21 protein-coding genes and 9 tRNA genes are annotated in these 24676 nt (G+C 62.7%); 8 read left to right on the forward strand and 22 right to left on the reverse strand.

Annotated features, from left to right (window positions below; all coding sequences use genetic code 11):
- Nucleotides 1-193: 193 nt before the first annotated feature.
- The 6 genes from ACB030_RS00005 to yqfB form a co-directional block, all read right to left on the reverse strand.
- Nucleotides 194-1333: an MFS transporter gene (locus tag ACB030_RS00005; protein ID WP_371157042.1), complete on the reverse strand. Its 1140-nt coding sequence runs from the start codon at nucleotides 1331-1333 to the stop codon at nucleotides 194-196.
- A 10-nt stretch (nucleotides 1334-1343) separates the two neighbouring features.
- Nucleotides 1344-2903 (reverse strand): ABC-F family ATP-binding cassette domain-containing protein, encoded by a 1560-nt coding sequence (locus ACB030_RS00010; protein ID WP_371157044.1) that lies wholly within the window; start codon nucleotides 2901-2903, stop codon nucleotides 1344-1346.
- Between the two features lie 340 nt (nucleotides 2904-3243).
- Nucleotides 3244-4923 carry an alpha-glucosidase gene (locus ACB030_RS00015; protein ID WP_371157046.1) on the reverse strand — a complete coding sequence of 560 codons (1680 nt, stop codon included), beginning with the start codon at nucleotides 4921-4923 and terminating at the stop codon, nucleotides 3244-3246.
- 192 nt (nucleotides 4924-5115) lie between these two features.
- A complete protein-coding gene (locus tag ACB030_RS00020) occupies nucleotides 5116-5496 on the reverse strand; it encodes a DUF1622 domain-containing protein (RefSeq protein ID WP_371157048.1) in 381 nt (126 codons plus the stop codon).
- A gap of 60 nt (nucleotides 5497-5556) precedes the next feature.
- Entirely contained in the window at nucleotides 5557-6477 is a 921-nt protein-coding gene (locus tag ACB030_RS00025) for an alpha/beta hydrolase (RefSeq protein WP_371157050.1), read from the reverse strand.
- A gap of 88 nt (nucleotides 6478-6565) precedes the next feature.
- On the reverse strand, nucleotides 6566-6898 hold the full coding sequence (gene yqfB, locus ACB030_RS00030; protein WP_371157052.1) for a N(4)-acetylcytidine aminohydrolase: 333 nt from the start codon (nucleotides 6896-6898) through the stop codon (nucleotides 6566-6568).
- Between the two features lie 281 nt (nucleotides 6899-7179).
- Here yqfB and ACB030_RS00035 point away from each other — a divergent pair, with 281 nt between their 5' ends.
- Entirely contained in the window at nucleotides 7180-9012 is a 1833-nt protein-coding gene (locus tag ACB030_RS00035; protein ID WP_371157054.1) for an SLC13 family permease, read from the forward strand.
- A gap of 196 nt (nucleotides 9013-9208) precedes the next feature.
- On the opposite strand, the gene ACB030_RS00040 is transcribed toward ACB030_RS00035, so the two are convergent.
- The 15 genes from ACB030_RS00040 to lolB all read right to left on the reverse strand — a co-directional run bounded on the left by ACB030_RS00040 (nucleotide 9209) and on the right by lolB (nucleotide 17370).
- A tRNA-Leu gene (locus tag ACB030_RS00040) sits at nucleotides 9209-9292 on the reverse strand.
- A gap of 8 nt (nucleotides 9293-9300) precedes the next feature.
- Nucleotides 9301-9377: transfer RNA gene (locus ACB030_RS00045), tRNA-Met, on the reverse strand.
- A 36-nt stretch (nucleotides 9378-9413) separates the two neighbouring features.
- Nucleotides 9414-9488, reverse strand: a tRNA-Gln gene (locus ACB030_RS00050).
- Nucleotides 9489-9535: 47 nt separating this feature from the next.
- A tRNA-Gln gene (locus ACB030_RS00055) sits at nucleotides 9536-9610 on the reverse strand.
- Nucleotides 9611-9627: 17 nt separating this feature from the next.
- Nucleotides 9628-9704, reverse strand: a tRNA-Met gene (locus tag ACB030_RS00060).
- A 36-nt stretch (nucleotides 9705-9740) separates the two neighbouring features.
- Nucleotides 9741-9815: transfer RNA gene (locus ACB030_RS00065), tRNA-Gln, on the reverse strand.
- A 153-nt stretch (nucleotides 9816-9968) separates the two neighbouring features.
- A tRNA-Gln gene (locus ACB030_RS00070) sits at nucleotides 9969-10043 on the reverse strand.
- 13 nt (nucleotides 10044-10056) lie between these two features.
- Nucleotides 10057-10133 (reverse strand) — tRNA-Met (locus ACB030_RS00075).
- A 235-nt stretch (nucleotides 10134-10368) separates the two neighbouring features.
- Nucleotides 10369-11460, reverse strand: coding sequence for a redox-regulated ATPase YchF (gene ychF, locus ACB030_RS00080; RefSeq protein ID WP_106887528.1), 1092 nt, complete (start codon nucleotides 11458-11460; stop codon nucleotides 10369-10371).
- Between the two features lie 234 nt (nucleotides 11461-11694).
- Nucleotides 11695-12291, reverse strand: coding sequence for an aminoacyl-tRNA hydrolase (gene pth / locus ACB030_RS00085; protein ID WP_205642226.1), 597 nt, complete (start codon nucleotides 12289-12291; stop codon nucleotides 11695-11697).
- Nucleotides 12292-12472: 181 nt separating this feature from the next.
- Complete coding sequence (locus ACB030_RS00090) at nucleotides 12473-14476, reverse strand: bifunctional UDP-sugar hydrolase/5'-nucleotidase (protein WP_371157058.1); 2004 nt, start codon at nucleotides 14474-14476, stop codon at nucleotides 12473-12475.
- A 96-nt stretch (nucleotides 14477-14572) separates the two neighbouring features.
- Nucleotides 14573-15520: a ribose-phosphate pyrophosphokinase gene (locus ACB030_RS00095; RefSeq protein ID WP_205642224.1), complete on the reverse strand. Its 948-nt coding sequence runs from the start codon at nucleotides 15518-15520 to the stop codon at nucleotides 14573-14575.
- Between the two features lie 330 nt (nucleotides 15521-15850).
- Nucleotides 15851-15925, reverse strand: a tRNA-Gln gene (locus tag ACB030_RS00100).
- A complete protein-coding gene (gene ispE, locus ACB030_RS00105; RefSeq protein ID WP_371157060.1) occupies nucleotides 15905-16795 on the reverse strand; it encodes a 4-(cytidine 5'-diphospho)-2-C-methyl-D-erythritol kinase in 891 nt (296 codons plus the stop codon). Before ispE ends, ACB030_RS00100 begins: the two co-directional genes overlap by 21 nt.
- Nucleotides 16792-17370: a lipoprotein insertase outer membrane protein LolB gene (gene lolB / locus ACB030_RS00110; protein ID WP_247625784.1), complete on the reverse strand. Its 579-nt coding sequence runs from the start codon at nucleotides 17368-17370 to the stop codon at nucleotides 16792-16794. Before lolB ends, ispE begins: the two co-directional genes overlap by 4 nt.
- A gap of 125 nt (nucleotides 17371-17495) precedes the next feature.
- Here lolB and hemA point away from each other — a divergent pair, with 125 nt between their 5' ends.
- The 6 genes from hemA to kdsA are packed head-to-tail and all read left to right on the forward strand — an operon-like array spanning nucleotide 17496 to nucleotide 22857.
- Nucleotides 17496-18755: a glutamyl-tRNA reductase gene (gene hemA, locus ACB030_RS00115; RefSeq protein WP_139435633.1), complete on the forward strand. Its 1260-nt coding sequence runs from the start codon at nucleotides 17496-17498 to the stop codon at nucleotides 18753-18755.
- 50 nt (nucleotides 18756-18805) lie between these two features.
- Entirely contained in the window at nucleotides 18806-19894 is a 1089-nt protein-coding gene (prfA, locus tag ACB030_RS00120; protein WP_041205238.1) for a peptide chain release factor 1, read from the forward strand.
- Nucleotides 19894-20727, forward strand: coding sequence for a peptide chain release factor N(5)-glutamine methyltransferase (gene prmC / locus ACB030_RS00125; protein WP_371157064.1), 834 nt, complete (start codon nucleotides 19894-19896; stop codon nucleotides 20725-20727). The genes prfA and prmC overlap by 1 nt, the downstream gene beginning before the upstream one ends.
- Before the next feature lie 41 nt (nucleotides 20728-20768).
- A complete protein-coding gene (locus ACB030_RS00130; RefSeq protein ID WP_371157066.1) occupies nucleotides 20769-21152 on the forward strand; it encodes a SirB2 family protein in 384 nt (127 codons plus the stop codon).
- Between the two features lie 11 nt (nucleotides 21153-21163).
- The gene (locus tag ACB030_RS00135) at nucleotides 21164-21964 is read left to right on the forward strand and encodes a SirB1 family protein (RefSeq protein ID WP_371157068.1); all 801 of its coding nucleotides are present in this window, start codon (nucleotides 21164-21166) and stop codon (nucleotides 21962-21964) included.
- A 38-nt stretch (nucleotides 21965-22002) separates the two neighbouring features.
- Nucleotides 22003-22857, forward strand: a complete 855-nt coding sequence (gene kdsA / locus ACB030_RS00140) for a 3-deoxy-8-phosphooctulonate synthase (protein ID WP_371157070.1) — start codon at nucleotides 22003-22005, stop codon at nucleotides 22855-22857.
- 139 nt (nucleotides 22858-22996) lie between these two features.
- Here kdsA and grcA read toward each other — a convergent pair whose 3' ends face one another.
- A complete protein-coding gene (grcA, locus tag ACB030_RS00145) occupies nucleotides 22997-23377 on the reverse strand; it encodes an autonomous glycyl radical cofactor GrcA (protein ID WP_025326187.1) in 381 nt (126 codons plus the stop codon).
- A 553-nt stretch (nucleotides 23378-23930) separates the two neighbouring features.
- On the opposite strand from grcA, the gene ung reads away from it, so the two are divergent.
- Entirely contained in the window at nucleotides 23931-24617 is a 687-nt protein-coding gene (gene ung, locus ACB030_RS00150; protein ID WP_371157072.1) for a uracil-DNA glycosylase, read from the forward strand.
- Nucleotides 24618-24676 lie beyond the last annotated feature (59 nt).

Genomic DNA, 24676 nt, shown 5'->3' on the forward strand with positions numbered 1-24676 from the left:
TGACCAAACTGTGCCTGCGCCCATTGCGCCGGTTGAGTGAAGGGCATGTTAGAACCAGAGGGAGAGTGATGAAAGGTTCAGATCACGCAATGGGAGATAAGTTCAAAAAAATCCCCAAGCGATGCTTGGGGATTTTTGTATAAGAGACAGCCCGAGGGAGCCCTTGTTGCGTGTGATAGTGCGGATCTGTCCATCAGGCCCCGGGTCGGACGGGGCGCAGGGCGGCGATGGCCCCGCCAAAGAGCGCCATGGCCAGCAGTGCCAGGGCCACAGGCCCCGCGCTGTAGGCAAACCCGGCGACGGCGGACCAGAGCGCCACCCCAAGGTGCATCATGGTCATCGCCAGCGACATCAGCACGCCCCTGTGGGCCGACGAGAGCCCGGCAATGTGGCCCTGCAGGGCGGGGGATCCTATGCCGCCCGCCAGCGCCCACAGCCCGAGCGGCAGCAGCAGGGTGGGCAGTGAGGCGGGAGAGAGATAGAAGCCGACGCTGACCGGCACGCAGACCACCAGGGCCAGGCGCATCAGGACGCGCCCGCTCTCGACCCGGCCAGACAAGCGGGGCATCAGCAGGTTGCCGATGACGCTGATGATGCCGAGAGCCCCATAGAGAAGCCCCACAGACCCCATCGACAGGCCCTGGGTGTCGCGCAGGTGCTGGCCGACCAGATTGAAGAGACCAATGCCGCCGCCCAGGCCCAGGCACATGGCGAGCAGGGCGCCGGCCGCACCCGGGATGGCCAGCAGGCGGACGCCTTTATCCTCCTGCTGCGCCGCCGATCTGTCTGCCGAAGACCTGCCGGCGGGCAGCAGGGCCAGGGCCGCCGCCACCCCCCAGGCACAGAGACCGAGCAGGATAAAGGCGGCGCGCCAGGAGTGCCACTGCGCGAGCAGCGCCCCCAGCGCCGGGCTCGCTATCATGCCCAGCGTCAGGCCGGACTGCACCCAGGCGATGCGCTTCATGGCATCTGTGCCTGTGCCGTCTGCCGCCAGGGCAAAGGCGATGGGCAGCATGCCGGCACTGGCGAGACCGGTGAGCACCCGGCTTGCCAGCCCCCACTCGAAGCTATCGACCAGGCCGGTGGCAATGGAGGCGGCCCCGAACAGCAGGGCGGCGGGCAGCATGATCCTCACCCTGCCGAGGCGATCCGAGAGGCTGCCGAGCAGGGGGGCGATCAGCGCCAGCGCCAGGCTGTAGGCGGTGATGAACAGCGTGACCCGCTCGGGCTGCACCCCCAGCTCCCGGCCTATGGGGGTCAGCAGGGGGCCCAGCATCAGCTCATCGGCACCCACCAGAAACGCAATAAAAAAGAGCAAAACTTTCAATAACATGATGTTCACCTTAAGGATGTGATAGCGAGCCTGTGGCCGCGAGGGAGTGAATGTCCAGCACCCGATCCGGCCAGTCTGCCACGAAGGCCTGCTCGTGGCAGACCATCACCACAGTCCCGGCATAGTCCTGCAGCGCCTGTTGCAGGGCCGCCTTGAGGGCGGCATCCAGGTGGGTGGTCGGTTCGTCCAGGATCAGCAGGTTGCTGGGTTGCAGGGCCAGTCGGCACAGTTTCACCCTGGTCTGCTCCCCGCCACTCAGGGCGGCGATCGGTTGCAGTGCCAGCTTGCCTCTGATGCCGACCCGGGCCAGATGCAGCCTGGCGCCCCTGTCATCGAGGGCGGGGCAGGCGGCCTTCACCAGGGCGAGTGGGGTGGCATCCGGATGGGGCCAGTGCAGCGCCTGTTCGAAGTAGCCCGCCTTGACCCCGGGGGCGAGACTGAGCCCACCACCCAGTGGGGCCAGCTCGCCCGCCAGCGTCTTGAGCAGGGTGGACTTGCCGACGCCGTTGAAACCGGCGATCACCACCTTCTCCCCCCGGCAGAGGGTCAGGGTCAGGGGCGCCAGCAGCGCGCTATCATGACCGATGACCAGTTCAGAGGCGGCGAGCACCTGCTGGCCGCCGCCCCCGGCGCTGCGAAACGCGAGGGAGACCCCCTTGTCCCGCTCCGGGCTGGTCAGGCGCTCGATGCGCGCCAGCTGCTTCTTGCGGCCGTTGGCGATGCTGGCGTTGACCCCGGCGCCGTTCTTGGCGATGAACCGCTCCAGCTTGTCGATCTGCCTCTGCTGCGCCTGGTATTGCCGGGCGTGAGCGGCATCATTCGCGGCCTTCTGGGCCATGGCCTTGTCGAGGTTGCCCTGGTACTTGCGAAGCTGCAGGCGATCGATATCGCAGATGCCGGTGGCGATGCGGTTCACGAAATCCCTGTCGTGGGAGACCACCAGGAAGGCGCCCGCGAAGCCCTCCAGGTAGCTTGCCAGCCAGGCCACGTGGGCGCTGTCCAGGTAGTTGGTCGGCTCATCGAGCAGCAACAGATCCGGCGAGCGCAGCAACAAGCCGGCCAGCATCACCTTGTGGCGCTGACCGCCGCTCAGACTGGCCAGCCGGGTCTGCATGCCGAGCTGGGTGAGGCCAAGGCCGGCGGCCACCTCGTCGATCCGGCTCTCTATCTGGTAAAACGACTGGCTCTCCAGGGTGGTCTGGAGGCTGGCGGCCAGGAGCAGCTGATGGGGCTGGGCACAACGCGCCGGGCTGGCATAGATGGCCATCATCTCCGCCTCGGCCCGATAGAGGGGGGCAAAGGCCGTTTGCAGATATGCCCGTATCGTCAGTTGCCCGTCCAGCTCGGCATGCTGGTCGAGATAACCCCGGTTAATACCGGGCTGCCAGAGAATATCCCCGGCGTCAGGCTGGCGCTCCCCCTGGAGCAGCTTGAGCAGGGTGCTTTTGCCGACGCCGTTCCTGCCCGTGATGCAGATATGTTCGCGGGGCAGCAGGGTGAAGCTGGCGTCCTGATACAGTGTCTTGTCACCGAGGTGACAGGTCAGATGGTGAATGCTGAGCAGACTCATGGTGCTATATCCATAAAAAAACGGGGGCGGTACTTGGCGTACCGGCCCCCGTTTCACGCAATATTGAAACTTTGTCCTGAAGATCAGAAACAAAAAGGCCGGCGATGAAGCATCTCGCCGGCCGTTCTCCTGTTTTCATCAGATGCGGGGTCGCCTCCCTCTATGGAGGGCGCAAGCGCTATCTGATGAAGATTCAGAAGAGATGTGGCTCCGGGCAACACTTCATCGTGTTAGTGCACGGAGCACAGCCTCCTGACAGAGCATTTGAACAGGATGTACAACATTGCAGAGCAGTCCAACATAAAATCTGGACGCAAAATACGCAGATCCCGGGTGACAGTCAACCCGCTCGCCCCTGACTGCCGGTTCCATACGTGCCTGTCGGGAGCGCCATGGCGGGCTTCGCGAGAAGCCAGACCGCCGTCTGGTAGGGGGCAAAGCAGCACTCTGGCTGGCCGGGGTAGTTGCCCATCAACAAGCTGGCGCCGCTGGCTAGCTTGTCAAGATGGGGCATGGGCAAGGGGTCTGCGGTGAGATTGGCGAGCAGCAGCAGCACTTGCGTCTGGCCGGTGGCCGGATCCCGCCAGCGGCGGCGATAGCCGATGCGCAGGGGATCCATTTCATCCAGCAGTTCGAAGTCGCCATGGCGAATGACGGGGTGGGCCTTGCGCAGGGCGATGAGCTGGCGATAGCAGTGAAACAGGGAGTCGGGGCGGGCCAGCTGCTCGGCGGCGTTGATCTCCATATAGTTGTCGTTGAGCGCGATCCAGGGCTCTGCCGTGCTGAAACCGGCCCGGTGGCCCGAGTCCCACTGCATAGGCGTGCGGGCGTTGTCGCGACCGATGGCATCGAGGCGGCGGGCGAGCTCGGCGGGGTCCAGCCCCGGCTGGCTGGCGCCGTAGTTGATGGCCTCCAGATCGCGCAGCTCCCCAGGCTGCCAGCGGCGGTTGGTCATGCCAAGCTCCTCCCCCTGATAGATGAAGGGGGTGCCCTGCATCAGGTGCAGCACCAGGGCCCACTGCTTGGCGCTCAGCTCGCGCCACTCGAGGCTGTCGTTGCCGAAGCGGGAGACGGCGCGGGGCAGGTCGTGGTTACCCAGAAACAGGCTGTTCCAGCCTTGGCCGTGCAGCCCGCTCTGGTGGCGGGCCATGGCGCCTTTGAAGGTGAGGGGGTCAAAGCGGGAGGTCCATTTGTCTCGCCCCAACCCCAGGTGCTCGAAGTTGAACACCATGCTGAACTCGCTGTCATCCGGGTTCGAATAGCGCCGCATCTGGGCCAGATCTGCCCCCCAGGTCTCACCGACAGTGATGATCCCCTTGCCGCCGAAGCTGGCGGCATTGAGTTCGCGGATATAGTCGTGCAGGCGGGGGCCGTTGCTCATGGCAAGGGGCGACCACGCCTTGCTCACCATGTCGATCACATCGAAGCGAAACCCCTTGATGCCCCTGGCCAGCCAGAAGTTGATCACCTCCGCCATCTCGGCCCGCACCGCCGGGTTGTCCCAGTCCAGATCGGCCTGGCTCGCATCGAAGTTGTGCAGGTAGTAGCTGCCGAGCGCCGGCACGAATTCCCAGGCGCTGCCGCCGAAGATGGAGTCCACCGGGTGGGCATCGACGAAGGCCTGGTCCCGAAAGACGTAGTAGGCCTGATAGCGGGGATCCCCCGCCAGCGCCTGCCTGAACCACTGATGTTCGGTGGAGGTGTGGTTGGCGACTATGTCCATCATGATGCCCATGCCGCGGGCGGCCGCCTCGGCAATGAGCGAGTCCATCTCCGCCAGGGTGCCGAAGGCGGGGTCGATGGCGCGGTAATCCGCCACGTCGTAGCCGTTGTCCCGCCTGGGGGAGCGATAGACGGGGGTGAGCCAGAGCAGGTCCACCCCGAGCGTCGCCAGGTAGTCCAGGCGCTGGCGGATGCCGTTGATGTCCCCCATGCCATCGCCGTCGCTGTCCTGAAAGCTCATGGGGTAGATCTGGTAGATAACACACTGCTCGAGAGTGATGGCGGGATGAGGATGCATCAGCGTGGCCGGTGGCGAAGTGGTCCTGCCATGTTACGCAGAGGACGCCGGGGTCGACAGGGTGAGGAGGGCCTTGAAAAGGGTTCCATTGTTGGCTGATAGCCAAAATTGCGGGCAGGGTCACAAAGCCACCATCCCGAACCAGGGGCGGTCGGGATGGCGGCGAACTCATATAGTCGCCGCCATGGGCCCTTATCGGGTCGCTTCGGTCTGTCCGGCGCCGGGTGCCCGCTGACGCTCGGCCTGGGCGTCCAGCTCCTTGCCGAGGAAGTAGTTCAGGAAGGTGCGGATCACCGCGATGATGGCGAGGCGGATGAGCTCCTCCTTGCTCGGCGCCACCGTGGTGGCCAGGATGTCGGCGGCGAGCTGGAACTCCAGGGCCAGGATGAGCCAGCTGCCGAAGCAGAGGCGAATGCGCGGAAAGCCGGGCTCGTGATCCCGCACCCGCGCCGCCAGCCAGAGGGTCTTGCCAAGCCCTGTCACCACGCAGGCGATGGAGATGATCTCCAGCAGCAGCTGGAACAGCTCGACCCCGTGCATCATGCCCTCTTTCAGGCTCGCTATCTCAAACACTGGGATCACCTCGCTGATTCAAAAGAGACACTTTTAGCACGGCATGGGGCCGGATCCAACTCAGAGCCCCTTGAGCAGCATGGCGACCTGCGCGATGGCATGACGGGCCGCAGGGCTGATGCCCGCCAGCTGGAAGAAACCGTGGATCACCCCGATCTGCCGCTGACAGGTGGCGGCAACGCCGGCTTGCAGCAGTTTGCCATAGAGGGCCTCTCCCTCGTCACGCAGGGGATCGTACTCGGCCGTGAGGATATGGGTGGGCGGCAGCCCCGCAAGATCAGGATGGTGCAGCGGGCTTGCCTCGGGATGGCTGGCGGGCAGCCTGCCCAGATAGGCCTGAAACCCGCTGAGCAGCATGTCGCGGGTGATAAGGTAGTCCTCACCGAGCTGTTGATAGCTGTCACTGTCGCCCGCAGCATCGAGCATGGGATAGATGAGGATCTGGGCGGCGGGCAGTGCCGATCCAGCTTCCTTGAGCCGCAAGGTGGTGACCAGGGCGAGGTGGCCACCGGCACTGTCGCCTGCGAGTGCAACCCGCCCGGGATCGCCGTGCCACTGCGGCAGCGCGGCCAGGATGGCGAGGGTCGCTGCCAGCGCGTCGTCATGGGCGGCAGGATAGGTATGCTCGGGGGCGAGGCGGGTGTGCACGGCAAACACCATGGCATGGGCGCTGTTGCACAGCATCCGCATCTGGCGATCGTGGGTCTCGAAATCCCCGCTGACGAAACAGCCGCCGTGGAAATAGATCAGCACCGGATAGGCGGGGCAAGGGGGGCACTTGGGCTGGTAGAGCCGGATGGCGTAGTGATCGGCCTGCCACTCTTCGATGGCGCCCACCGCTTCCCGCTCGCCCCCCAAGACGGCTGAGGCAAGATAGCCCTCACGCCGCTCTTGCCAGCTCAGGCCGCTCGCCTTGGGGCGGCCTGCTGCAATGAAATCCGCCACCATGGCCGCAATGGCCGGTTCAAGTTGTGTATCCATAACGCACCCATCAACTGTATATAAAAACAGGTATTGTGCGCTTTTGGCCCGGGAGTGCAACCGGCGTTAGCTGAGGCAGCTCACAAAATCAGGCTTCAATCAGTTTGAATTCAATCACATAGAGCGGTGGCAGTGCGGGGTAGATGTCCCGGATGACGGTTTTGAGCTCGGCCAGGGTCATGTTCTCCTGGCGGGCGTGCTCGTCGGTCAGCTCATCGAAGGCCAGGGGCGTGACCGAGAGCACCTCCATGGCACCAAAGGGCTGGTGCTCCGGATTGGTGAAGAGCGCGAGCCGCTGGCCGGGCTGCCAGCTGGCCTCGCTCTCGTCGCGGATGGTGATGGTCTTGCGGCCGGACTGGATGTCGGCGACGAAGCGACCGAAGAAGGTGAATTCCGGGTAGGTTGGGGTGTGAACTGACATCTTCTCTCCGAAGGACAAGGGGTGGGCAGGGGCCGGATCAGCCAGCGGCTGGCCCATTCTAGGAGTGCCGGGGAGGGATCGCAGCACTTTTCGCCCGGGCGTGCGAGGGGCGGACGCTGGCGCCCTTGCTCTGCCCTGCAAAGTGGCCGCAAGTGAACCCGAATGTGCGATGATGTGGGCTCCTCTTTCTTGATATGTAACAAAATGGAGGGGGACTGGCTGTGGTCTGATGGCGTCTGGCGCGGTTCTCCGCCCGGCGGACATGAACGAAAGGAGCGAGTGTGAATTCCGAGTTGATCTGGGTGCTCAGCATGCTGGTGGGCGCCATCTTCCTGTTTATTACCAACAAGGTGCGCATGGATGTGGTGGCCTTGTTGATCATCATTCTGTTCGTGTTGAGCGGCACCCTGACCCTGCCACAGGCGCTGGCGGGGTTCAGCGATCCCAACGTCATCCTGATCGCCGCCCTGTTCGTGGTGGGGGAGGGGCTGGTGCGCACCGGCATCGCCTACCAGGTGGGGGATGCCCTGGTGAAGGTGGCGGGCAGCAGCGAGACCCGGCTGCTGGTGCTGCTGATGGTGGCGGTGGCGACCCTGGGGGCCGTGATGAGCAGCACAGGGGTGGTGGCCATCTTCATCCCCGTGGTGCTGAGCGTGGCGAACCGGATGGGGATCCCGGCGGGACGGCTGATGATGCCGCTGGGCTTTGCCGGTCTCATCAGCGGCATGATGACGCTGGTGGCCACCCCGCCCAACATGGTGGTGAACAGCGAGCTGATGCGCCACGGCATCCAGGGCTTCGGCTTCTTCGGTTTCACCCCCATGGGGGGGCTGATCCTCGGGCTGGGGGTGATCTACATGCTGCTGATGCGTCACCGTCTGGTACACGAGGGGGAAGAGGGCAAGGGCAAGCAGGCGGGACGCAGCACAATGCGCGACCTTATCCGCGACTATCGCCTGGCCGGCCGGGCGCGCCGCCTGGCGATCCGCCCCGATTCTCCCCTGATAGGCCAGACCCTGGACGAGCTGCAACTGCGTGCCCGCTTCGGGGCCAACGTCATCGGGCTGGAGCGCTGGCGCAAGTTTCGGCGGGTGATGGTGACCGTCTCCGGCGTCACCGAGTTCCAGGCCAAGGACGTGCTGCTCATCGACATGTCCGACCCCGAGGTGGATGTGCGGGAGTTTTGCAGCGAGGCGCGGCTCGAACCCATGATATTGCGCGGGGAGTACTTCTCGGATCAGGCGCGGGAGGTGGGCATGGCCGAGGTCTCCCTCATTCCGGGATCCCGGCTGCTCGGCAAGAGCATCCGCGAGGTGACCTTTCGTTCCCGCTACGGCCTGAGCGTGGTGGGGATCCGCCGCAACGGCGAGGCGCTCACCGGCAAGCTGGTGGATGAGCCGCTGCTGATGGGGGACAGCCTGCTGGTGGTGGGCAACTGGAGCCTCATTCGCCAGTTGCAGACCCACCACAGGGACTTCCTGCTGCTCGGCCTGCCCGCCGAGGTGGACGAAATGGCGCCGGCCCGCAGCCAGGCCATCCACGCCCTGATCGCCCTCGCGGTCATGATAGTGCTGATGGTGACGGATCCCGTACCCAACGTCATAGCGGCGCTCATCGCCTGCCTGCTGATGGGCAAGTTCCGCTGCATCGACATGGAGAGTGCCTACAAGTCCATCCACTGGCCGACCCTGATCCTGATCGTCGGCATGTTGCCCTTCGCCCTGGCGTTGCAGAAGACCGGCGGGGTGGATCTCATCGTCGGCGCGCTGATCTCGGCGGTGGGGGAGATGGGGCCCCGGGTCATGCTGGCCAGCCTGTTCGTGCTCTGCGCGGTCATCGGGCTCTTCATCTCCAACACCGCCACCGCTGTGCTGATGGCCCCCATTGCGCTCGGCACGGCCCAGCAGATGGGGGTCTCTCCCTATCCCTTCGCCATGACCATCGCCATCGCCGCCTCGGCGGCCTTCATGACGCCGGTCTCCTCACCGGTCAATACCCTGGTGCTGGGGCCTGGCAACTACAAGTTCATGGATTTCATCCGCATCGGGGTGCCGTTTACGGTGCTGGTGATGGTGGTGAGCGTCATCGCCATTCCCTGGTTCTTCCCGTTCTGAGCAGCTTTGATCAGGGGAGAGAGACAAGCGGCCTGCGGGCCGCTTTTTATTGGTCATCAATCCCGACGCAGTGGGGTGAAATCCTGGGCTGACAAGGTAGTGAACAGGGAGAACGGCAGGGAAGGAGAGGAAACAAGGGCTGAAATCCGGGCACAAAAAAACCAGCATGAGCTGGTCTGTTTGGCACTGCTATTAATGGTGCGGAAGGAGAGACTCGAACTCTCACGCCTAGGGCGCCAGAACCTAAATCTGGTGCGTCTACCAATTTCGCCACTTCCGCAATATTAATGGTGGCTATGACGGGATTCGAACCTGTGACCCCCGCATTATGAGTGCGATGCTCTAACCAACTGAGCTACATAGCCGTCTTGTGACCGACTGTCGTCGAAAACAAGTAAAAATGGCTGGGGTACTAGGATTCGAACCTAGGGATGGCGAGATCAAAACCCGCTGCCTTACCGCTTGGCGATACCCCAACAGTGCTCCTCGACAGTTATGAGACTGGCCAAAGAACTTTTAAAAATGGCTGGGGTACTAGGATTCGAACCTAGGGATGGCGAGATCAAAACCCGCTGCCTTACCGCTTGGCGATACCCCAACTGAACAACTTGTAAATGGTGGCTATGACGGGATTCGAACCTGTGACCCTCGCATTATGAGTGCGATGCTCTAACCAACTGAGCTACATAGCCGTCTTGTGGCCGACTCTCGTCGAAAACAAGTAAAAATGGCTGGGGTACTAGGATTCGAACCTAGGGATGGCGAGATCAAAACCCGCTGCCTTACCGCTTGGCGATACCCCAACAGTGCTCCTCAACCGTCACGAATGGCGGGCAAAGAACTTTAAAAATGGCTGTGGAACCAGGATTTGAACCTAGACACATTGACGAGATCAAAATCTCTCAATGCTTTCCTCAGCTTGTTACCGATAGGTGAACATCGATAACCAAAATTAATGGCTGGGGTACTAGGATTCGAACCTAGGGATGGCGAGATCAAAACCCGCTGCCTTACCGCTTGGCGATACCCCAACTGAATGATTAATGGTGGCTATGACGGGATTCGAACCTGTGACCCTCGCATTATGAGTGCGATGCTCTAACCAACTGAGCTACATAGCCAACCGTGCTTCCAGTGAGTCGTTGCCTCGTCACTGTGCGGCCGGAATTATGCGTATCTGGCTCTGGGGCGTCAACCCTTTTTTTGCCAGAAAAACCGAATTTGGGTGCGTTTGGCGAGTTATTGGACGCTGTCGCGCAAAAGCCCAACAATCTGGTTTTTTTTGCGACATTTGGCAGCAGAACCGCAACCTGCGCCCATAACAAAGAGGCCAGCAAATGCTGGCCTCTCATGGGGTTAGACGTTGAACAGGAAGTTCATGATATCGCCATCCTTGACGATGTAGTCTTTCCCTTCGGCGCGCATCTTGCCCGCTTCCTTGGCGCCTTGCTCACCCTTGTAGGTGATAAAGTCGTCGAAGGCGATGGTCTGGGCGCGAATAAAGCCTTTTTCAAAGTCGGTGTGGATCTTGCCCGCCGCCTGCGGGGCGGTGGCGCCGACCGGAATGGTCCAGGCGCGCACTTCCTTCACCCCGGCGGTGAAGTAGGTCTGCAGGTTCAGCAGCTCGTAACCTGAGCGGATCACCCGGTTCAGGCCCGGCTCTTCGATCCCCAGATCGGCCATGAACTCGGCGCGATCTTCGTCGTCCAGCTCGGCGATGTCCGCCTCGATGGCGCAGCAGACCACGACCACAACGGCGTTCTCGGCGGCGGCGATTTCACGCACCTTGTCGAGGAAGGGGTTGTTGTCGAAGCCATCTTCCGCCACGTTGGCGATGTACATGGTGGGCTTCAAGGTCAGGAAGTTGAGGTGGGCAACGGCCGCCAGCTCTTCCTTGTCCAGCTTCATGCCGCGGATCATCTGGCCGTTTTCCAGGGCAACCCGAATCTTTTCCAGGGTCTCCACTTCCAGCTTGGCATCCTTGTCGCCGCCCTTGGCGCGCTTGGACTGACGGTGGATGGCGCGCTCGCAGGCGTCCAGATCCGACAGGGCCAATTCGGTATTGATCACCTCGATGTCATCGGCCGGGGAGACCTTGCCCGCCACGTGGATGATGTTCTCGTCCTCGAAGCAGCGCACCACGTGACCTATGGCTTCGGTTTCGCGGATGTTGGCCAGGAACTGGTTGCCCAGACCCTCGCCCTTGGAGGCGCCCGCCACCAGGCCGGCGATGTCCACGAACTCCATGGTGGTCGGCACCACGCGCTGGGGGTTGATGATGGCCGCCAGCTGATCGAGGCGGGGATCCGGCATGGGGACCACACCCGTGTTTGGCTCAATGGTGCAGAACGGGAAGTTGGCGGCTTCGATGCCGGCCTTGGTCAGCGCATTGAACAGGGTGGATTTGCCTACATTGGGCAGGCCCACGATACCGCATTTAAAACCCATGGATTGTTACCTTACGTGATGGATGCTGTGTGAGGGCCGCCGAACCTGCTCACGCTCTTACTGCGAGGCTGTGATCAAGGCTCATGTGCTGCTCGGAATCCTCACGTATACCTATACGCTCCGGTTCCTGTGCTGCGCTTCACCTTGCTGACAACCTCTCGTTGCAGAGAGTGACCAGCTTCTTAGGCAGCCCTGTCATATTGTGCGAGCCTGACCCAGGTCAGGCATCTGTATTCAGACTTTCTCGGCCTTGAAGCTGTGCAGCCGATTCATTGCCTTGGTCATGTCCTGCTTGAACAGGATGTCGGTGGCGCGCAGGGATTCATCCAGTGCGGCCTCGATCAGGCTCTGCTCACTGCTGGGGGCCTTGGTCAGCACGAAACCGGCGACCAGCTCCTTGGCACCGGGATGACCTATCCCGAGGCGCAGCCGGAAGAAGTTATTGTTGTTGCCCATCCTGGCGATGATGTCTTTCAGGCCGTTGTGGCCGCCGTGACCGCCGCCCTGCTTGAACTTGGCGATGCCGGGGGGCAGGTCCAGTTCGTCGTGGGCCACCAGTATCTCTTCGGGGGCTATCTGGTAGAAGCGGGCCAGCGCCGCCACCGCCTTGCCGGAGAGGTTCATGTAGGTGTTCGGGATGAGCAGCCGCACATCCTGCCCCTCCACCAGGAAGCGGGCGGTGTGGCCGAAGAACTTGGGCTCTTCGCGCAGGCTGACATTGTGCCAGCGGGCTAGCTGCTCCACATACCAGGCCCCCGCGTTGTGGCGGGTCTTGGCATATTCGGGGCCGGGATTACCCAGCCCGACAATCAGTTTGATTTGATGCGTCACGCTTGATGTCTTCACTCGCTGCTTGCCATGAGCGGATGGCCCGGGGCAATGGGACGCAATATTCTAGCCGCCGAGTGGCGATCACTCAACCAAAGCTCGGCGAGCCGGAGGAATAACCCGGGAACCGGGTGCCAACGATCGCCAAAACGGGCCTCGCCCCGGCCCATTTTTGCGCAGCGGCTCAAGGGGCGTCGGCTTGACCGGCACGCAGCAGGGTCACCGTCTCCTCGGTCAGGGCGGTCAGCAGGGGGCGGGCATGACGCACATAGTCCACGAACGAGGCTGCGTCTGTGCCGCAATCCACCTTGGCCGCCTTGCAGTCGAGGGCCTTGCCCGGCCCATAGACGGCGCTGAGCTGTTCGCCACGCTGTGCCACTGCCAGCACCGGGAAGGCGGTCAGCTTGCCATCCCGCCAGGCGAGATCCACGCGCTCGGCACTCTGGCGCTGCGCCCGTGCCAGGGCCTGCCATCCGTCGTTGCCGTTGGCACTGTAGGCGTTGGTCACCACCCGGTAGCGCTTTGTATCCACCAGATCCTGCCACTGACCCTCGGCCGTCTGCCATTGCAGCCGGGTCAGATGGCCCGCCTTGCCTGCTTCGGTCTCCTTGAAGGTGTAACGCAGGTGGCCGCCATAGGGGAACTTGCCCGCATGGGCGCTGGCGGGCAGGGTGGCGGTGATGGTCTCGGTCAGCAGGGCCCGCACCTCGGCGCCGGAGAGGGTCAGCACGGTGAGCGGGTTCTTGAACGGCAGCAGGCTGAGGGCCGCCTCCCCTTCACGCAGTTCACCGGCGGGCAAGTCGGCGCGCACGCCCCCCACCGCCAGCAGGGCGAAGTCGACCGGACCGCCGGTCAGGGTCTGCACCTGCGGGCTATTGGCCCAAAAATATTGGCCTTCCGCCACCAGGGGCGCGACGTCGGAGCCGTGGTTGTCGCTGCCGTTGTCGCCTGGGCGGCGGGCATTTTGCAACGGCGCGGGAAGGGTGCCGATGACGGGGCCGTAGGCCTGCTCCAGCGCCGGTTTGTAGTGGCTGTCGATGAGGCCGCGCAGGCGCGGATCTTCATCCACCGTCACCAGGTTGGGCTGGGCGTCGATGAACTTGCCGACCTGCTGGCTGCGGGTCTTGTCCAGCGTCTGCTGGCGGGCCGGATCGGCGAAGAAATCGCGGCTGGCCAGCAGCTGGTTCTGACCCTGGCAGGCGATGACCCGGCCCTGGGCATCGAAGCTGACCCGGGCAAGACCGATGGCCTGGGCGTAGGATCCCGCCTGCACCACGCAGGTCAGGCCGACGCCGTCCGGGTTGGTCACCAGCGCCGCGTATTCCCCCGTCTTGCCCCAGCCGATGTTGCTAAAGTCACCGAGCAGGCTGTGGGAGTGGCCGCCGACGATGGCATCGAGGCCGTTCACCTTGGCCGCCAGCGCCAGATCCCGGGCGTTGCCGATGTGGGTGAGGGCGACGATCCGGTTGATCCCCCTGGCCTGCAGCAGGTCGACCGTGGCCTGGGCCGAGGCCACCTCCTTGGCAAAGCGCAGCTTGCCGACGTTGGGGGAGATGTTGGCCATGTCCTCCAGCACCAGCCCGACGACGGCGACCAGTTGTTTGCCTTGCGGCAGGTTGTTGATGTCGGTGACCGGGCTCTTCTGGTTGCCCTCGAAGGCATAGACCACGAAGGGCTTAAGGTTGCTGGCCTGGCTCAGATCCGGATCGTCGCGGCTGTCCAGATTGGCGGCCAGCACCGGGAAGTTCACCCCCTGGATGAAGCGGGCCAGCTTCTGGTTGTCGAGATCGAACTCGTGGTTGCCAAGGGCCATGGCATCCAGGCCGAACTGGCTCAGCAACTCGGCATTGGCCATCCCCTCGTTGAGCTTGAAGTAGCCGCTGCCCTGCCAGGCATCACCGCCGTGCAGCAGCAACAGCGGCTGGTTCTTGGCGAGCGCCTCGGCCTGGAAGGCTTTCGTCATGGTGAGCAGGCGTGGATAACCGCCGAGGCGGGTGTAGAGGGTGTCGGTTTCCCCCTGCTTGCCGAAGAGGGGCCCCTTCAGCTCGGCATTGACCGGGTCGAACTGGGAGTGGGTGTCGTTCATGTGTGCCAGGGTCAGGGTGAAGGGCGGATCCTGCTGGCCGGTCAGGCAGGCGGAGAGCAGGGCGCACAGCGGGAGGAGAGTGAGGAGACGCAAGCACTTCATGGGGACATCCTTAACCTGCGGGGGCAGGGCATTGCTTTGACCAGGCTTGAAAAAACAAAAACCGCCAGTTGGCGGTTTTTGTCACAACGGGGTCTATCAATGCTCAAACATGGCAGAGATGGACTCTTCGTTGCTGATACGACGAATGGCTTCGGCCAGTACAGTCGACAGAGTCAGCTGCTTGACCTTGCCGACCGCTTTCATCTCCGCGGTGAGCGGGATGGAGTCGGTGATGATCAGTTCGTCGATGACCGAATTCTTGATGTTTTCAACGGCGGTGCCGGAGAAGACAGGGTGGGTCGCATAGGCGAACACGCGCTTGGCACCACGCTCTTTCAGCGCTTCTGCGGCCTTGCACAGGGTGCCGCCGGTGTCGATCATGTCGTCGACGATGACGCAGTCACGGCCAGCCACGTCACCGATCAGGTGCATGACCTGGGAGACGTTCGGGCGGGGACGACGCTTGTCGATGATGGCGATGTCGGTGTCGTCCAGCAGCTTGGCGATGGCACGGGCACGGACCACGCCGCCGATGTCCGGCGAAACGACCACGGGGGATTCGAGGTTCTTGGACTTCATGTCTTCCAGCAGCACAGGGCTGCCGAACACGTTGTCTACGGGGACATCGAAGAAGCCCTGGATTTGCTCGGCATGCAGGTCAACGGTCAGCACGCGATCCACACCCACGCTGGAGAGGAAGTCAGCGACAACCTTGGCGGTGATGGGCACACGGGCGGAGCGGACGCGGCGGTCCTGACGGGCATAACCAAAGTAGGGAATAACGGCAGTGATACGGCCAGCTGAAGCACGACGCAGTGCATCCACCATGACGATCAATTCCATCAAATTGTCGTTGGTCGGGGCACAGGTGGATTGAATGATGAAGATATCGCCACCGCGTACATTCTCATTGATCTGTACGCTGATCTCGCCGTCGCTAAAGCGACCTACGGCAGCATTGCCGAGTTTGATAAACAGGCGATCTGCGATCTTCTGGGCTAGTTCCGGCGTTGCGTTACCAGCAAACAGCTTCATGTCAGGCACGGTTTGAAACCTCGGGGTTGCATCCAGTATGTGGGGAGTCTGATTCAGACCCGTATCGTTTGGGGGCAAACGATTTATCAAGAGAACGGACAAGGTCTCTGGAAGTTCATGGTGGCGCCGGATTTCCCGGGTGGACGGCAGAGCCACCACCTTGGGCACCACTATGTCAGATTGGCCAGGGTATCAGGATCCGCCCCCAGGCACATCGACGAGATCAAACCCTCTCGATGTGGCCCTCAACAATACACAGTTTGCTGGGGTACCTAGATTCGAACCCAGGCACATCGACGAGATCTAAATCTCTCGATGTGACCCGCAACAATGCCCAGTTGGCTGGGGTACTAGGATTCGAACCTAGGAATGGCGAGATCAAAACCCGCTGCCTTACCGCTTGGCGATACCCCAATCACTGACTTGTTGCAAAGTGACGAAGAGTGGTGATATGTTCTCGCCCTTGGCGACAAACCCATCCCAGCCTTCCGGCACCCTTGCCAACACCTTCCGAGCAGCCACTTCGTCTTCAAATTGAGCAAAGACGCAGGCGCCAGTGCCCGTCATTCTTGACGGCGCGTATTCTAGCAACCAGCCGAGCGCATTGGCAACCTCGGGGTGGCGCTTTTTCACCAGCAATTCGCAATCGTTTTTCCACACCCCTTCCAGCAGGTTGTGCAATGTCATCCTGGGGGTGTCGCGGGGCAGCTCGGGATCCTGAAACACCGCCGCCGTTGCAACATGGCAATCGGGTTTGAGCACCAGATACCAGGCGCTCGGCAGCTCGAGTGGTTGCAGCTTCTCCCCAACCCCTTCCGCAAAGGCGGCACGGCCGCGCACGAACACGGGCACGTCGGCCCCCAGTTGCACCCCGAGTTCCGCCAGCTCGTCTTCACTCAAGCCCGCCTGCCAGAGATGATTCAGCGCCACCAGGGTGGTGGCGGCATCAGACGAGCCGCCGCCGATGCCGCCCCCCATGGGCAATACCTTCTCCAACCGGATATGGGCCCCCATCGGGCTTGGCAGCCTCCCCTGCAACAGGCGGGCGGCACGGATGATGAGGTTCTGTTCATCCGGCACCCCGGGGATGGCCGGGCTCAGGGTGAGCAGGCTGGTTCCCGGCAGGGGGTCAAACTCCAGCCAGTCGCCGTGATTGAGGAAGATGAACAGGGTCTGCAACTCGTGATAGCCGTCGGGGCGACGGCCGTTGACGTGCAGGAAGAGGTTGAGCTTGGCCGGCGCCGGCCAGCGGATCGGCGCCTGCTGGATGGTATCCTGCATCATGGAGCCAGGGTCCATTGGTTGATCTGTAACTTGAGGCGGCTGCCCTGGCCCGTCATGGTCAGCAGGTGCGGCAGCCGGTAGCTGTCCTGATCCCGGTAGTCCCCATAGACGATCTGCCACTGGCCGTCGCGCACCGAGGCCAGGCTGGCGTCGGGGTTGAGCTCGAATTCGGCCTCACCCGGCAGTCCCTTGATCCACTCCGGCAACCCGGCGACCGGAATATTCCAGCCGGTGAGCTGATAGACGAGGGCCTCGGCATCCTGGCTCTGATGCACCTTGCCCTCGTTGTCGGTCAGGGTGATCTCCCCCTTGCTGCGGGAGAGTTCCAGGATATGGGTGCCGATCAGGCTGGTGAGGTTGAGGCGATAGTCATCGCCGTTCTGCTGCCAGTTGAGGCGGGCGCTGCCCTTCTGGCGGGCCGTGATGATGGCCATCTTGCCCGACAGCTCCCAGTGGGTCAGCTGCTCGAGACGGGCCCGTTCCTGCTGCCAGTTGACCTGATCCCGCTGGGGTTGAGTGGTGGTACAGCCGGCCAGTACCAGCAGGCAGGCGAGGGAGAAGATACGCAACAACAAGGTCGTGCTCCGGATAAGAGATTTGCCACAGTATAAGGGGCGGCCGTATTGCTTTTAAAGACTTACCCTTTCTCGTACAATTGTCGGCCTTCATACCCTGTGCACGAAACGATCATCACCCACCCATGAGTCTGCTTGCCCTCGGAATCAACCACAACACCGCCAGTGTCGCCTTGCGGGAACGGGTCGCATTTGGCCCGGACTGCATCGATCGCGCCTTGCGTGAGCTGGTGGAGCAGCCTGGCGTCAGCGAGGCGGTGATCGTCTCCACCTGCAATCGCACCGAGCTGTACTGCAGCCTGGAGCAAGGGCAGGGGGAGCAGGTGCTGAGCTGGCTGCAGCGGTTCCACGCGCTGGAGGCGAGCGAGGTGCTCTCCGCCATCTACCGGCACCAGGACGAGGAGGCGGTGCGCCACCTGATGCGGGTGGCCTGCGGGCTCGACTCCCTGGTGCTGGGAGAGCCGCAGATCCTGGGGCAGATCAAGCAGTCCTACGCCCACGCCCAGCAGGCGGAAGCGGTGAAGGGATCCCTCGAGCGCCTGTTCCAGAAATCCTTCTCGGTGGCGAAACGGGTGCGTACCGACACCGAGATTGGCGCCAGTGCCGTGTCGGTGGCCTTCGCCGCCGTGAGCCTGGCCCGCCGCATCTTCTCCGATCTCTCCCAGACCAAGGTGCTGCTGGTGGGGGCGGGCGAGACCATAGAGCTCGTCGCTCGGCATCTGCGCGAGCAGAGCGTCACCCAGATGATGGTGGCGAACCGCACCCTGCAGCGGGCCCAGCTGCTGGCCGAGGAGTTCGGCGCCCAGGTGATGACCCTCGAAGAGATCCCGGACTACCTGCACGAGGCCGACATCGTCATCAGCTCCACCGCCAGCCCCCTGCCCATCATCGGCAAGGGCATGGTGGAGCGCGCCCTCAAGGCCCGCCGCTTCAGGCCCATGTTCCTGGTGGACATCGCCGTGCCCCGCGACATCGAAGCCGAGGTGGACGAGCTCTCCGACGCCTATCTCTACACGGTGGACGATCTGCAGGGCATCATCGAGCAGAACCTCGAGACTCGCAAGCGGGCGGCCGCCGAGGCCGAGCTCATCGTGCAGGAAGAGCGTGATGACTTCATGGGCTGGTACCGCAGCCAGCATTCGGTGGATCTCATTCGCGATTATCGCCACCAAGCCCAGCAGGTGGCGGATGAAGAGTTGCAGCGTGCCCTGCTGGCCCTGCAACAGGGCGAGAATGCCGAGCAGGCGCTCAAGGCCCTGGCCCACCGCCTCACCAACAAGTTGATCCACGCACCGACCCAGGCCCTGCGCCAGGCCGCCGCCCAGGGGGACAGCCACAAGCTGTCCCAGCTGCGCCAGGTGCTGGGGTTGTCACAAGAGTCATAGTTTGGGGGTGGCCAGCCGGCTGCCCCTCCTCCATCGAGAACACAAGATTTATGAACCCGTCATTGATCAGAAAGCTGGAAGGCCTCATCGAGCGCCACGAAGAAGTACAGGCCCTGCTCGGCGAGCCCGGGGTCGCCTCGGATCAGGACAGATACCGTGCCCTGACCCGGGAATATGCCCAGCTCGAAGACATAGTGCACGCCTTCCAGCGCTTCCGTCAGGCCGAGGAGAACCTCGAGACCACCAAGATGATGCTGGAAGAGGACGACGCCGACCTGCGCGAGATGGCGCAGGAGGAGCTGCCGCTCGCCAAGGCGACCTTCGAGGAGCAGGAGCAGGCGCTGCAGGTGATGCTGCTGCCGCGCGACCCCAAGGATGACAACAACTGTTATCTCGAGATCCGTGCCGGCGCCGGTGGCGACGAGGCGGCCATCTTCGCGGGGGATCTGTTCCGCATGTACTCCCGTTACGCCGAACGCCAGGGCTGGCGCGTCTCCATCGTCAGCTGCAACGACGGCGAGCACGGCGGCTACAAGGAGGTGATCGCCAAGGTGGACGGCGAGCACGTCTACGGTCGCCTCAAGTTCGAGTCCGGCGGTCACCGGGTGCAGCGGGTACCCGAGACCGAATCCCAGGGGCGGGTGCACACCTCCGCCTGTACCGTGGCCGTGCTGCCGGAAGTGCCTGAAGCCGAACAGATCGAGATCAACCCCTCAGAGCTGAAGATCGACACCTTCCGCGCCTCCGGGGCCGGTGGTCAGCACGTCAACAAGACCGACTCCGCCATCCGCATCACCCACCTGCCCACCGGGCTGGTGGTGGAGTGCCAGGATGAGCGCTCCCAGCACAAGAACCGCGCCAAGGCGATGTCGGTGCTCTCCGCCCGCCTGCAGGCGGCCGAGGACGAGCGTCACCGCGCCGCCGAGCAGAGCACCCGCCGCAACCTGGTGGGCTCAGGTGATCGCTCCGAGCGTATCCGTACCTACAACTACCCCCAGGGGCGCCTCTCCGAGCACCGCATCAACCTCACCCTCTATCGGCTGGGGGAGATCCTCGAAGGGGATCTGGATTGCGTCATCACGCCTCTGGTGCAGGAATACCAGGCGGATCAGCTCGCCTCCCTGGCCGAGAGCAATTAATGCAGATCCAGCAGGCTCGTGCCCATATCATGGCGACGTTGGCCTCCGGGGAATCCCCCCGTGCCGACGCCGATGCGCTGCTCTGCCATCTGCTGGGTTGCCGGCGCAGCTATCTGATGACCTGGCCGGAGCGCGAGCTCGATGGCGCCCAGCAGGCCACCCTGCAAGGGTGGCTTGACCGCCGTCTGGCCGGTGAACCCATAGCCCACCTCATCGGCGAGCGGGAGTTCTGGTCCCTGCCGCTGAAGGTGAGCCCGGCCACCCTGATCCCGCGCCCCGACACCGAGGTGCTGGTGGAGCAGGCGCTGGCGCGCCTGCCGGCCGGCCCCTGTGCCCTGCTGGATCTGGGCACCGGCACCGGCGCCATCGCGCTCGCGCTCAAGTCCGAGCGGCCCGATGCCGATGTATGGGCGGTGGACAGGATGCCGGACGCCGCCGCCCTGGCCCGCGCCAACAGCGCCGCCCTGGGATTGCCCATAGCAGTGCGGGACGGCAGCTGGTTTGCGCCCCTGGCGGATGCGCCGCGCTTTGACATGATCGTCTCCAATCCGCCCTATATCGACGGGGCGGATCCCCATCTGGAGGAGGGGGACGTGCGCTTCGAGCCGCGCTCCGCCCTGGTGGCGGACGAGCAGGGGCTGGCGGACATTCGCCTGATAGTCGCCGGTGCCCCCGCCCATCTGTGCCCGGGGGGCTGGCTCCTGTTGGAGCACGGTTGGGAGCAGGGGGCATTGGTGCGTCAGCTTCTGCTGCAACAGGGCTACTGCCAGGTGGAAACCGTGCGGGATTATGGGGATAACGAGCGGGTGACCCTGGGGCGCCTGGCTCAGTGATATGACGGGCGGAACTGTCCGCCCCTGTGCAAGGAAACCATATGTATGTTGTTCTCAAACATCTGCATCTCACCCTGATTGTCGGGGCCGTGCTGATGTTCATGCTGCGCTTTTACTGGGCCCAAACCGGCTCCATTCTTGCCCGTAACGGCCGGGTGCTGCAGGCCGGCGGCTGGCTCAATGGCCTGGTGGTGCTCTCCGGCGTGCTGCTGTGCATGGTGCTGGATCTCAATCCGCTCAACAACGGGATCCCCTGGCTCAGCGAGAAGCTGAGCGCCGTGCTGGCGGTGGCCTTCCTCGGCATGATGGCGCTGCGGCTGGCGCGCAGCAACAGCATCCGCTGGTTTGCCTTCCTGGGCGCCCTGGGGTGGATCTTCTTTATCGCCAAGCTGGCGGTGCAAAAGCAGGCCAACCTGTTCGGTTAGGGATGACGACGATGATACGTGTGGATGAGTGGACCGACTTCGAGGCCCACGACCTGGCCGAACTGGCACTGTCGGTGAGCGACGAGATCCTGGGCCATGGCGGCGCGGGAGAGGCAGAGCTGGCCCGCCTCGATACCTGGCTGGACGAGGCCATCGTCGAAGGGGACTGTGACGAGGTGCGCCGTCAGCTGTTGCAGGGCTTCTACCAGACCCTGGGCTTTCGGGGCGACTGGCAGGATTACTTCTCTGCCGCCAACTGCGACCTGAATCAGGTGCTGGTACGGCGCAAGGGCATTCCGGTGAGCCTCGGTATCCTCATCATCCAGCTGGGTCGCAAGATTGGCCTGGATGTGGAGGGGATCTGCTTCCCGGGCCATTTCCTGGTGAGCTTCGCCGGCCTGGAGGGGGAGGTCTATGTGGACCCCTTCAACGGTGACGAGCTGAGCCTGCACCGCATCGAGCTGCTGCTGCGCGGTGCCCTCGGCAACCTGGCTACCTTAAGCGATGACCATCTGCAGCCCTGCGGGCAGTGGGAGATCATCGAACGCCTGCTCAACGTCAACAAGGGAGCCCTGTTGCGTGAGGAGCGCATGACAGAAGCATTGCGCTGCAGCGAGCTGCTGCTGCGCATGAAGCCGGGAGATCCGCTGGAGACGCGGGATCGGGGTTTCATCTACGAGCAGCTCGACTGCCCCCGCTTCGCCGCCGACGATTTTGAATACTTTATTGAACAATGCCCGGACGATCCTGTGGCCGACGTGCTGAAAACCCAGCTGGCCAGTCTGGATCTTAGCCCCAAGCCCCTCCATTGAGGGCGCCTGGGGAAGCCCCTTCACTTAAGGATGCTGAGATGGAACAGAAGAATATCAAGATCAACGCGATCGACGTCGCCAACGACAAGCCCTTCGTGCTGTTCGGTGGCATGAACGTGCTGGAATCCCGCGACATGGCGATGGCGGTGTGCGAGAAGTACGTGGAAGTGACCAGCAAGCTGGGCATACCATTCGTGTTCAAGGCGAGCTGGGACAAGGCGAACCGCTCCTCCATCCACTCTTACCGTGGCCCGGGCCTGGAAGAGGGGATGAAGATCTTCCAGGAGCTCAAGGCGACCTTCGGCATGCCGGTGATTTCCGATCTGCATGAAGTGCATCAGGCCAAGCCGGTTGCCGAGGTGGTGGATGTCATCCAGCTGCCCGCCTTCCTGGCGCGCCAGACCGATCTGGTGGAGGCCATGGCCCGCACCGGCAACGTCATCAACATCAAGAAGCCGCAGTTCCTGAGCCCGAGCCAGATGAAAAACATCACCGACAAGTTCGAGGAGTGCGGCAACGATCAGCTGATCCTGTGCGAGCGCGGCGCCAACTTCGGTTACGACAACCTGGTGGTGGACATGCTGGGACTGGGCGTAATGAAGAAGAGCACCGGCGGTTACCCCGTCATCTTCGACGTGACCCACTCCCTGCAGTGCCGCGACCCGCTGGGGGCCGCTTCCGGTGGTCGTCGGGATCAGGTGACCGAGCTGGCCCGTGCCGGCATGGCGGTTGGTCTGGCGGGTCTCTTTATCGAATCCCATCCGGACCCGAAAGTGGCCCGTTGTGATGGCCCGAGTGCCCTGCCGCTGGACAAGCTGGAAGGCTTCCTCAAGCAGATGAAGGCCATCGACGATCTCATCAAGGGCTTCGAGCCGCTCGATACTTCCGCCTGACAGCGACACCCGCCCGTCAGAAAATATGGAAAAGGCCTCGTGATGCGAGGCCTTTTTGCTACTGGCAACTTGCGATGGCGTACCAACAAAAACGGCCCGTGTGGGCCGTTTGTCAGTGTGCAGGTTCGCGCAGAGGGAATTACAGGCTCTGGGTGAAGGTGCGGGTGACCACATCACGCTGCTGTTCCGGGGTCAGGGCGTTGAAACGCACTGCGTAGCCAGACACGCGGATGGTCAGCTGCGGGTATTTCTCCGGATTGGCGATGGCGTCTTCCAGGGTCTCGCGGCGCAGCACGTTGACGTTCAGGTGTTGACCACCCTCGACCACGGGTTCGGTCTGGACCGGCAGTTCACGATATTCGAACTGGCCCAGGTCGGACAGTGCGACTTCCTGATCGGCGACGAAGCTGTCGCCCTTGGCGCAGATGCAGCGAGCCTGCTGCTTCTCTTCATCCAGCAGCCAGAAAGAGTTCAGCAGTGCGGCGTTGGCGGACTGGGTGATTTGGATGCCCTTGATCATGGTATGACTCCTCATAGGAAAGCGGATTCAACGGTAAGCACATTACCCTGATGTTTTTAAACCACCTTGGTGACGGGATGATTTAACGGGGCCTTGCCTTACACCTTTACTTCGTTGGGGTCATATATATCACGATGGTAATAATACGAAAATTGATCCAAATCAATAAATACGTGATTCGTGCGCGAGAAAAGGGATTGATTCATTGAGATTAATCAAAAAGAGATCATTTTTATGATTTCGTAAGATATATGAATTATGCATTTTTCATTGGGTATATCTAGTAATTTAACTACATCTTTAACCGTTATTCTCTTTATAAGGTCAGGGCTGGGCGTCTTATAGGGTCAGGGGGGCGCCACTGGATGGCCGGTGCGCGGCCGCCAGGGTGCCAGGGGGGGGTTGCGGACACAGTGGCGCAGGTGCGGCCATCTCCCTGAGCCGAGTCGCGGTTGCGTCTTGCTGCCCGGCCCCCTATCCTGAGCCCCTTGCGGCATTCATTGAGGATATCGGGGTGTCAGAGGTAGTGGATTCACAGAGAGAGGAGACTGGCGTGCTGACCTGGAAGGATGTGATCGGTTCTGAGAAAGAGCAGGACTATTTCAAGGCAACCCTGACGACCGTCAGGGAGGAGCGGGAAGCGGGCAAGGTCATCTATCCCCCGGCCACCGAGGTGTTCAATGCCTTCAAGTTGACCGAGCTGGACAGTGTCAAGGTGGTGATCCTGGGACAAGACCCCTATCACGGGCCGAGTCAGGCCCACGGCCTCTGTTTCTCCGTGCTGCCCGGGGTGCGCACGCCCCCCTCCCTGGTCAACATCTACAAGGAGATGCAGCGGGATCTGCCGGGTTTTGTCACACCCGGTCACGGTTATCTGGAGTCCTGGGCCACCCAGGGGGTGCTGCTGCTCAATACGGTGCTGACGGTGCAGGCGGGCATGGCCCACTCCCATGCCCATCTGGGCTGGGAGACCTTTACCGACAGGGTCATAGAGCGGATCAACTCCCACTGCCAGGGGGTGGTCTTCCTGCTGTGGGGGGCCCATGCCCAGAAGAAGGGGCGCTTCATCGACCGGACGCGTCACCATGTGCTGACGGCTCCCCATCCCAGCCCATTGTCCGCTCACCGCGGCTTCATCGGCTGTGGCCACTTCTCCGAGGCAAACCGCCTGCTGGTGCAGCAGGGGATGAGCCCCATCGACTGGCTCTCTGTCTGCCATGACCAGCCGGTGCCTGCCTGATCCTCTTCTCGCCTCTGGGCAGGCAAGGGCGCCCAAAGTTGCCAGGTCGCTTGCGTCGC

Source organism: Aeromonas sp. S16(2024) (assembly GCF_041403065.1).
Taxonomy (GTDB): domain Bacteria; phylum Pseudomonadota; class Gammaproteobacteria; order Enterobacterales; family Aeromonadaceae; genus Aeromonas.

Coding starts and splice junctions, on each gene's coding strand:
- kdsA (WP_371157070.1), top strand. CDS start 22,003: ATGGAACAGAAGAATATCAAGATCAACGCGATCGACGTCGCCAACGAC.
- prfA (WP_041205238.1), top strand. CDS start 18,806: ATGAACCCGTCATTGATCAGAAAGCTGGAAGGCCTCATCGAGCGCCAC.
- ACB030_RS00130 (WP_371157066.1), top strand. CDS start 20,769: ATGTATGTTGTTCTCAAACATCTGCATCTCACCCTGATTGTCGGGGCC.
- hemA (WP_139435633.1), top strand. CDS start 17,496: ATGAGTCTGCTTGCCCTCGGAATCAACCACAACACCGCCAGTGTCGCC.
- ACB030_RS00090 (WP_371157058.1), bottom strand. CDS start 14,476: ATGAAGTGCTTGCGTCTCCTCACTCTCCTCCCGCTGTGCGCCCTGCTC.
- ACB030_RS00135 (WP_371157068.1), top strand. CDS start 21,164: ATGATACGTGTGGATGAGTGGACCGACTTCGAGGCCCACGACCTGGCC.
- ACB030_RS00025 (WP_371157050.1), bottom strand. CDS start 6,477: ATGGATACACAACTTGAACCGGCCATTGCGGCCATGGTGGCGGATTTC.
- yqfB (WP_371157052.1), bottom strand. CDS start 6,898: ATGTCAGTTCACACCCCAACCTACCCGGAATTCACCTTCTTCGGTCGC.
- prmC (WP_371157064.1), top strand. CDS start 19,894: ATGCAGATCCAGCAGGCTCGTGCCCATATCATGGCGACGTTGGCCTCC.
- ACB030_RS00010 (WP_371157044.1), bottom strand. CDS start 2,903: ATGAGTCTGCTCAGCATTCACCATCTGACCTGTCACCTCGGTGACAAG.
- ACB030_RS00015 (WP_371157046.1), bottom strand. CDS start 4,923: ATGCATCCTCATCCCGCCATCACTCTCGAGCAGTGTGTTATCTACCAG.
- ACB030_RS00005 (WP_371157042.1), bottom strand. CDS start 1,333: ATGTTATTGAAAGTTTTGCTCTTTTTTATTGCGTTTCTGGTGGGTGCC.
- grcA (WP_025326187.1), bottom strand. CDS start 23,377: ATGATCAAGGGCATCCAAATCACCCAGTCCGCCAACGCCGCACTGCTG.
- ychF (WP_106887528.1), bottom strand. CDS start 11,460: ATGGGTTTTAAATGCGGTATCGTGGGCCTGCCCAATGTAGGCAAATCC.
- ispE (WP_371157060.1), bottom strand. CDS start 16,795: ATGATGCAGGATACCATCCAGCAGGCGCCGATCCGCTGGCCGGCGCCG.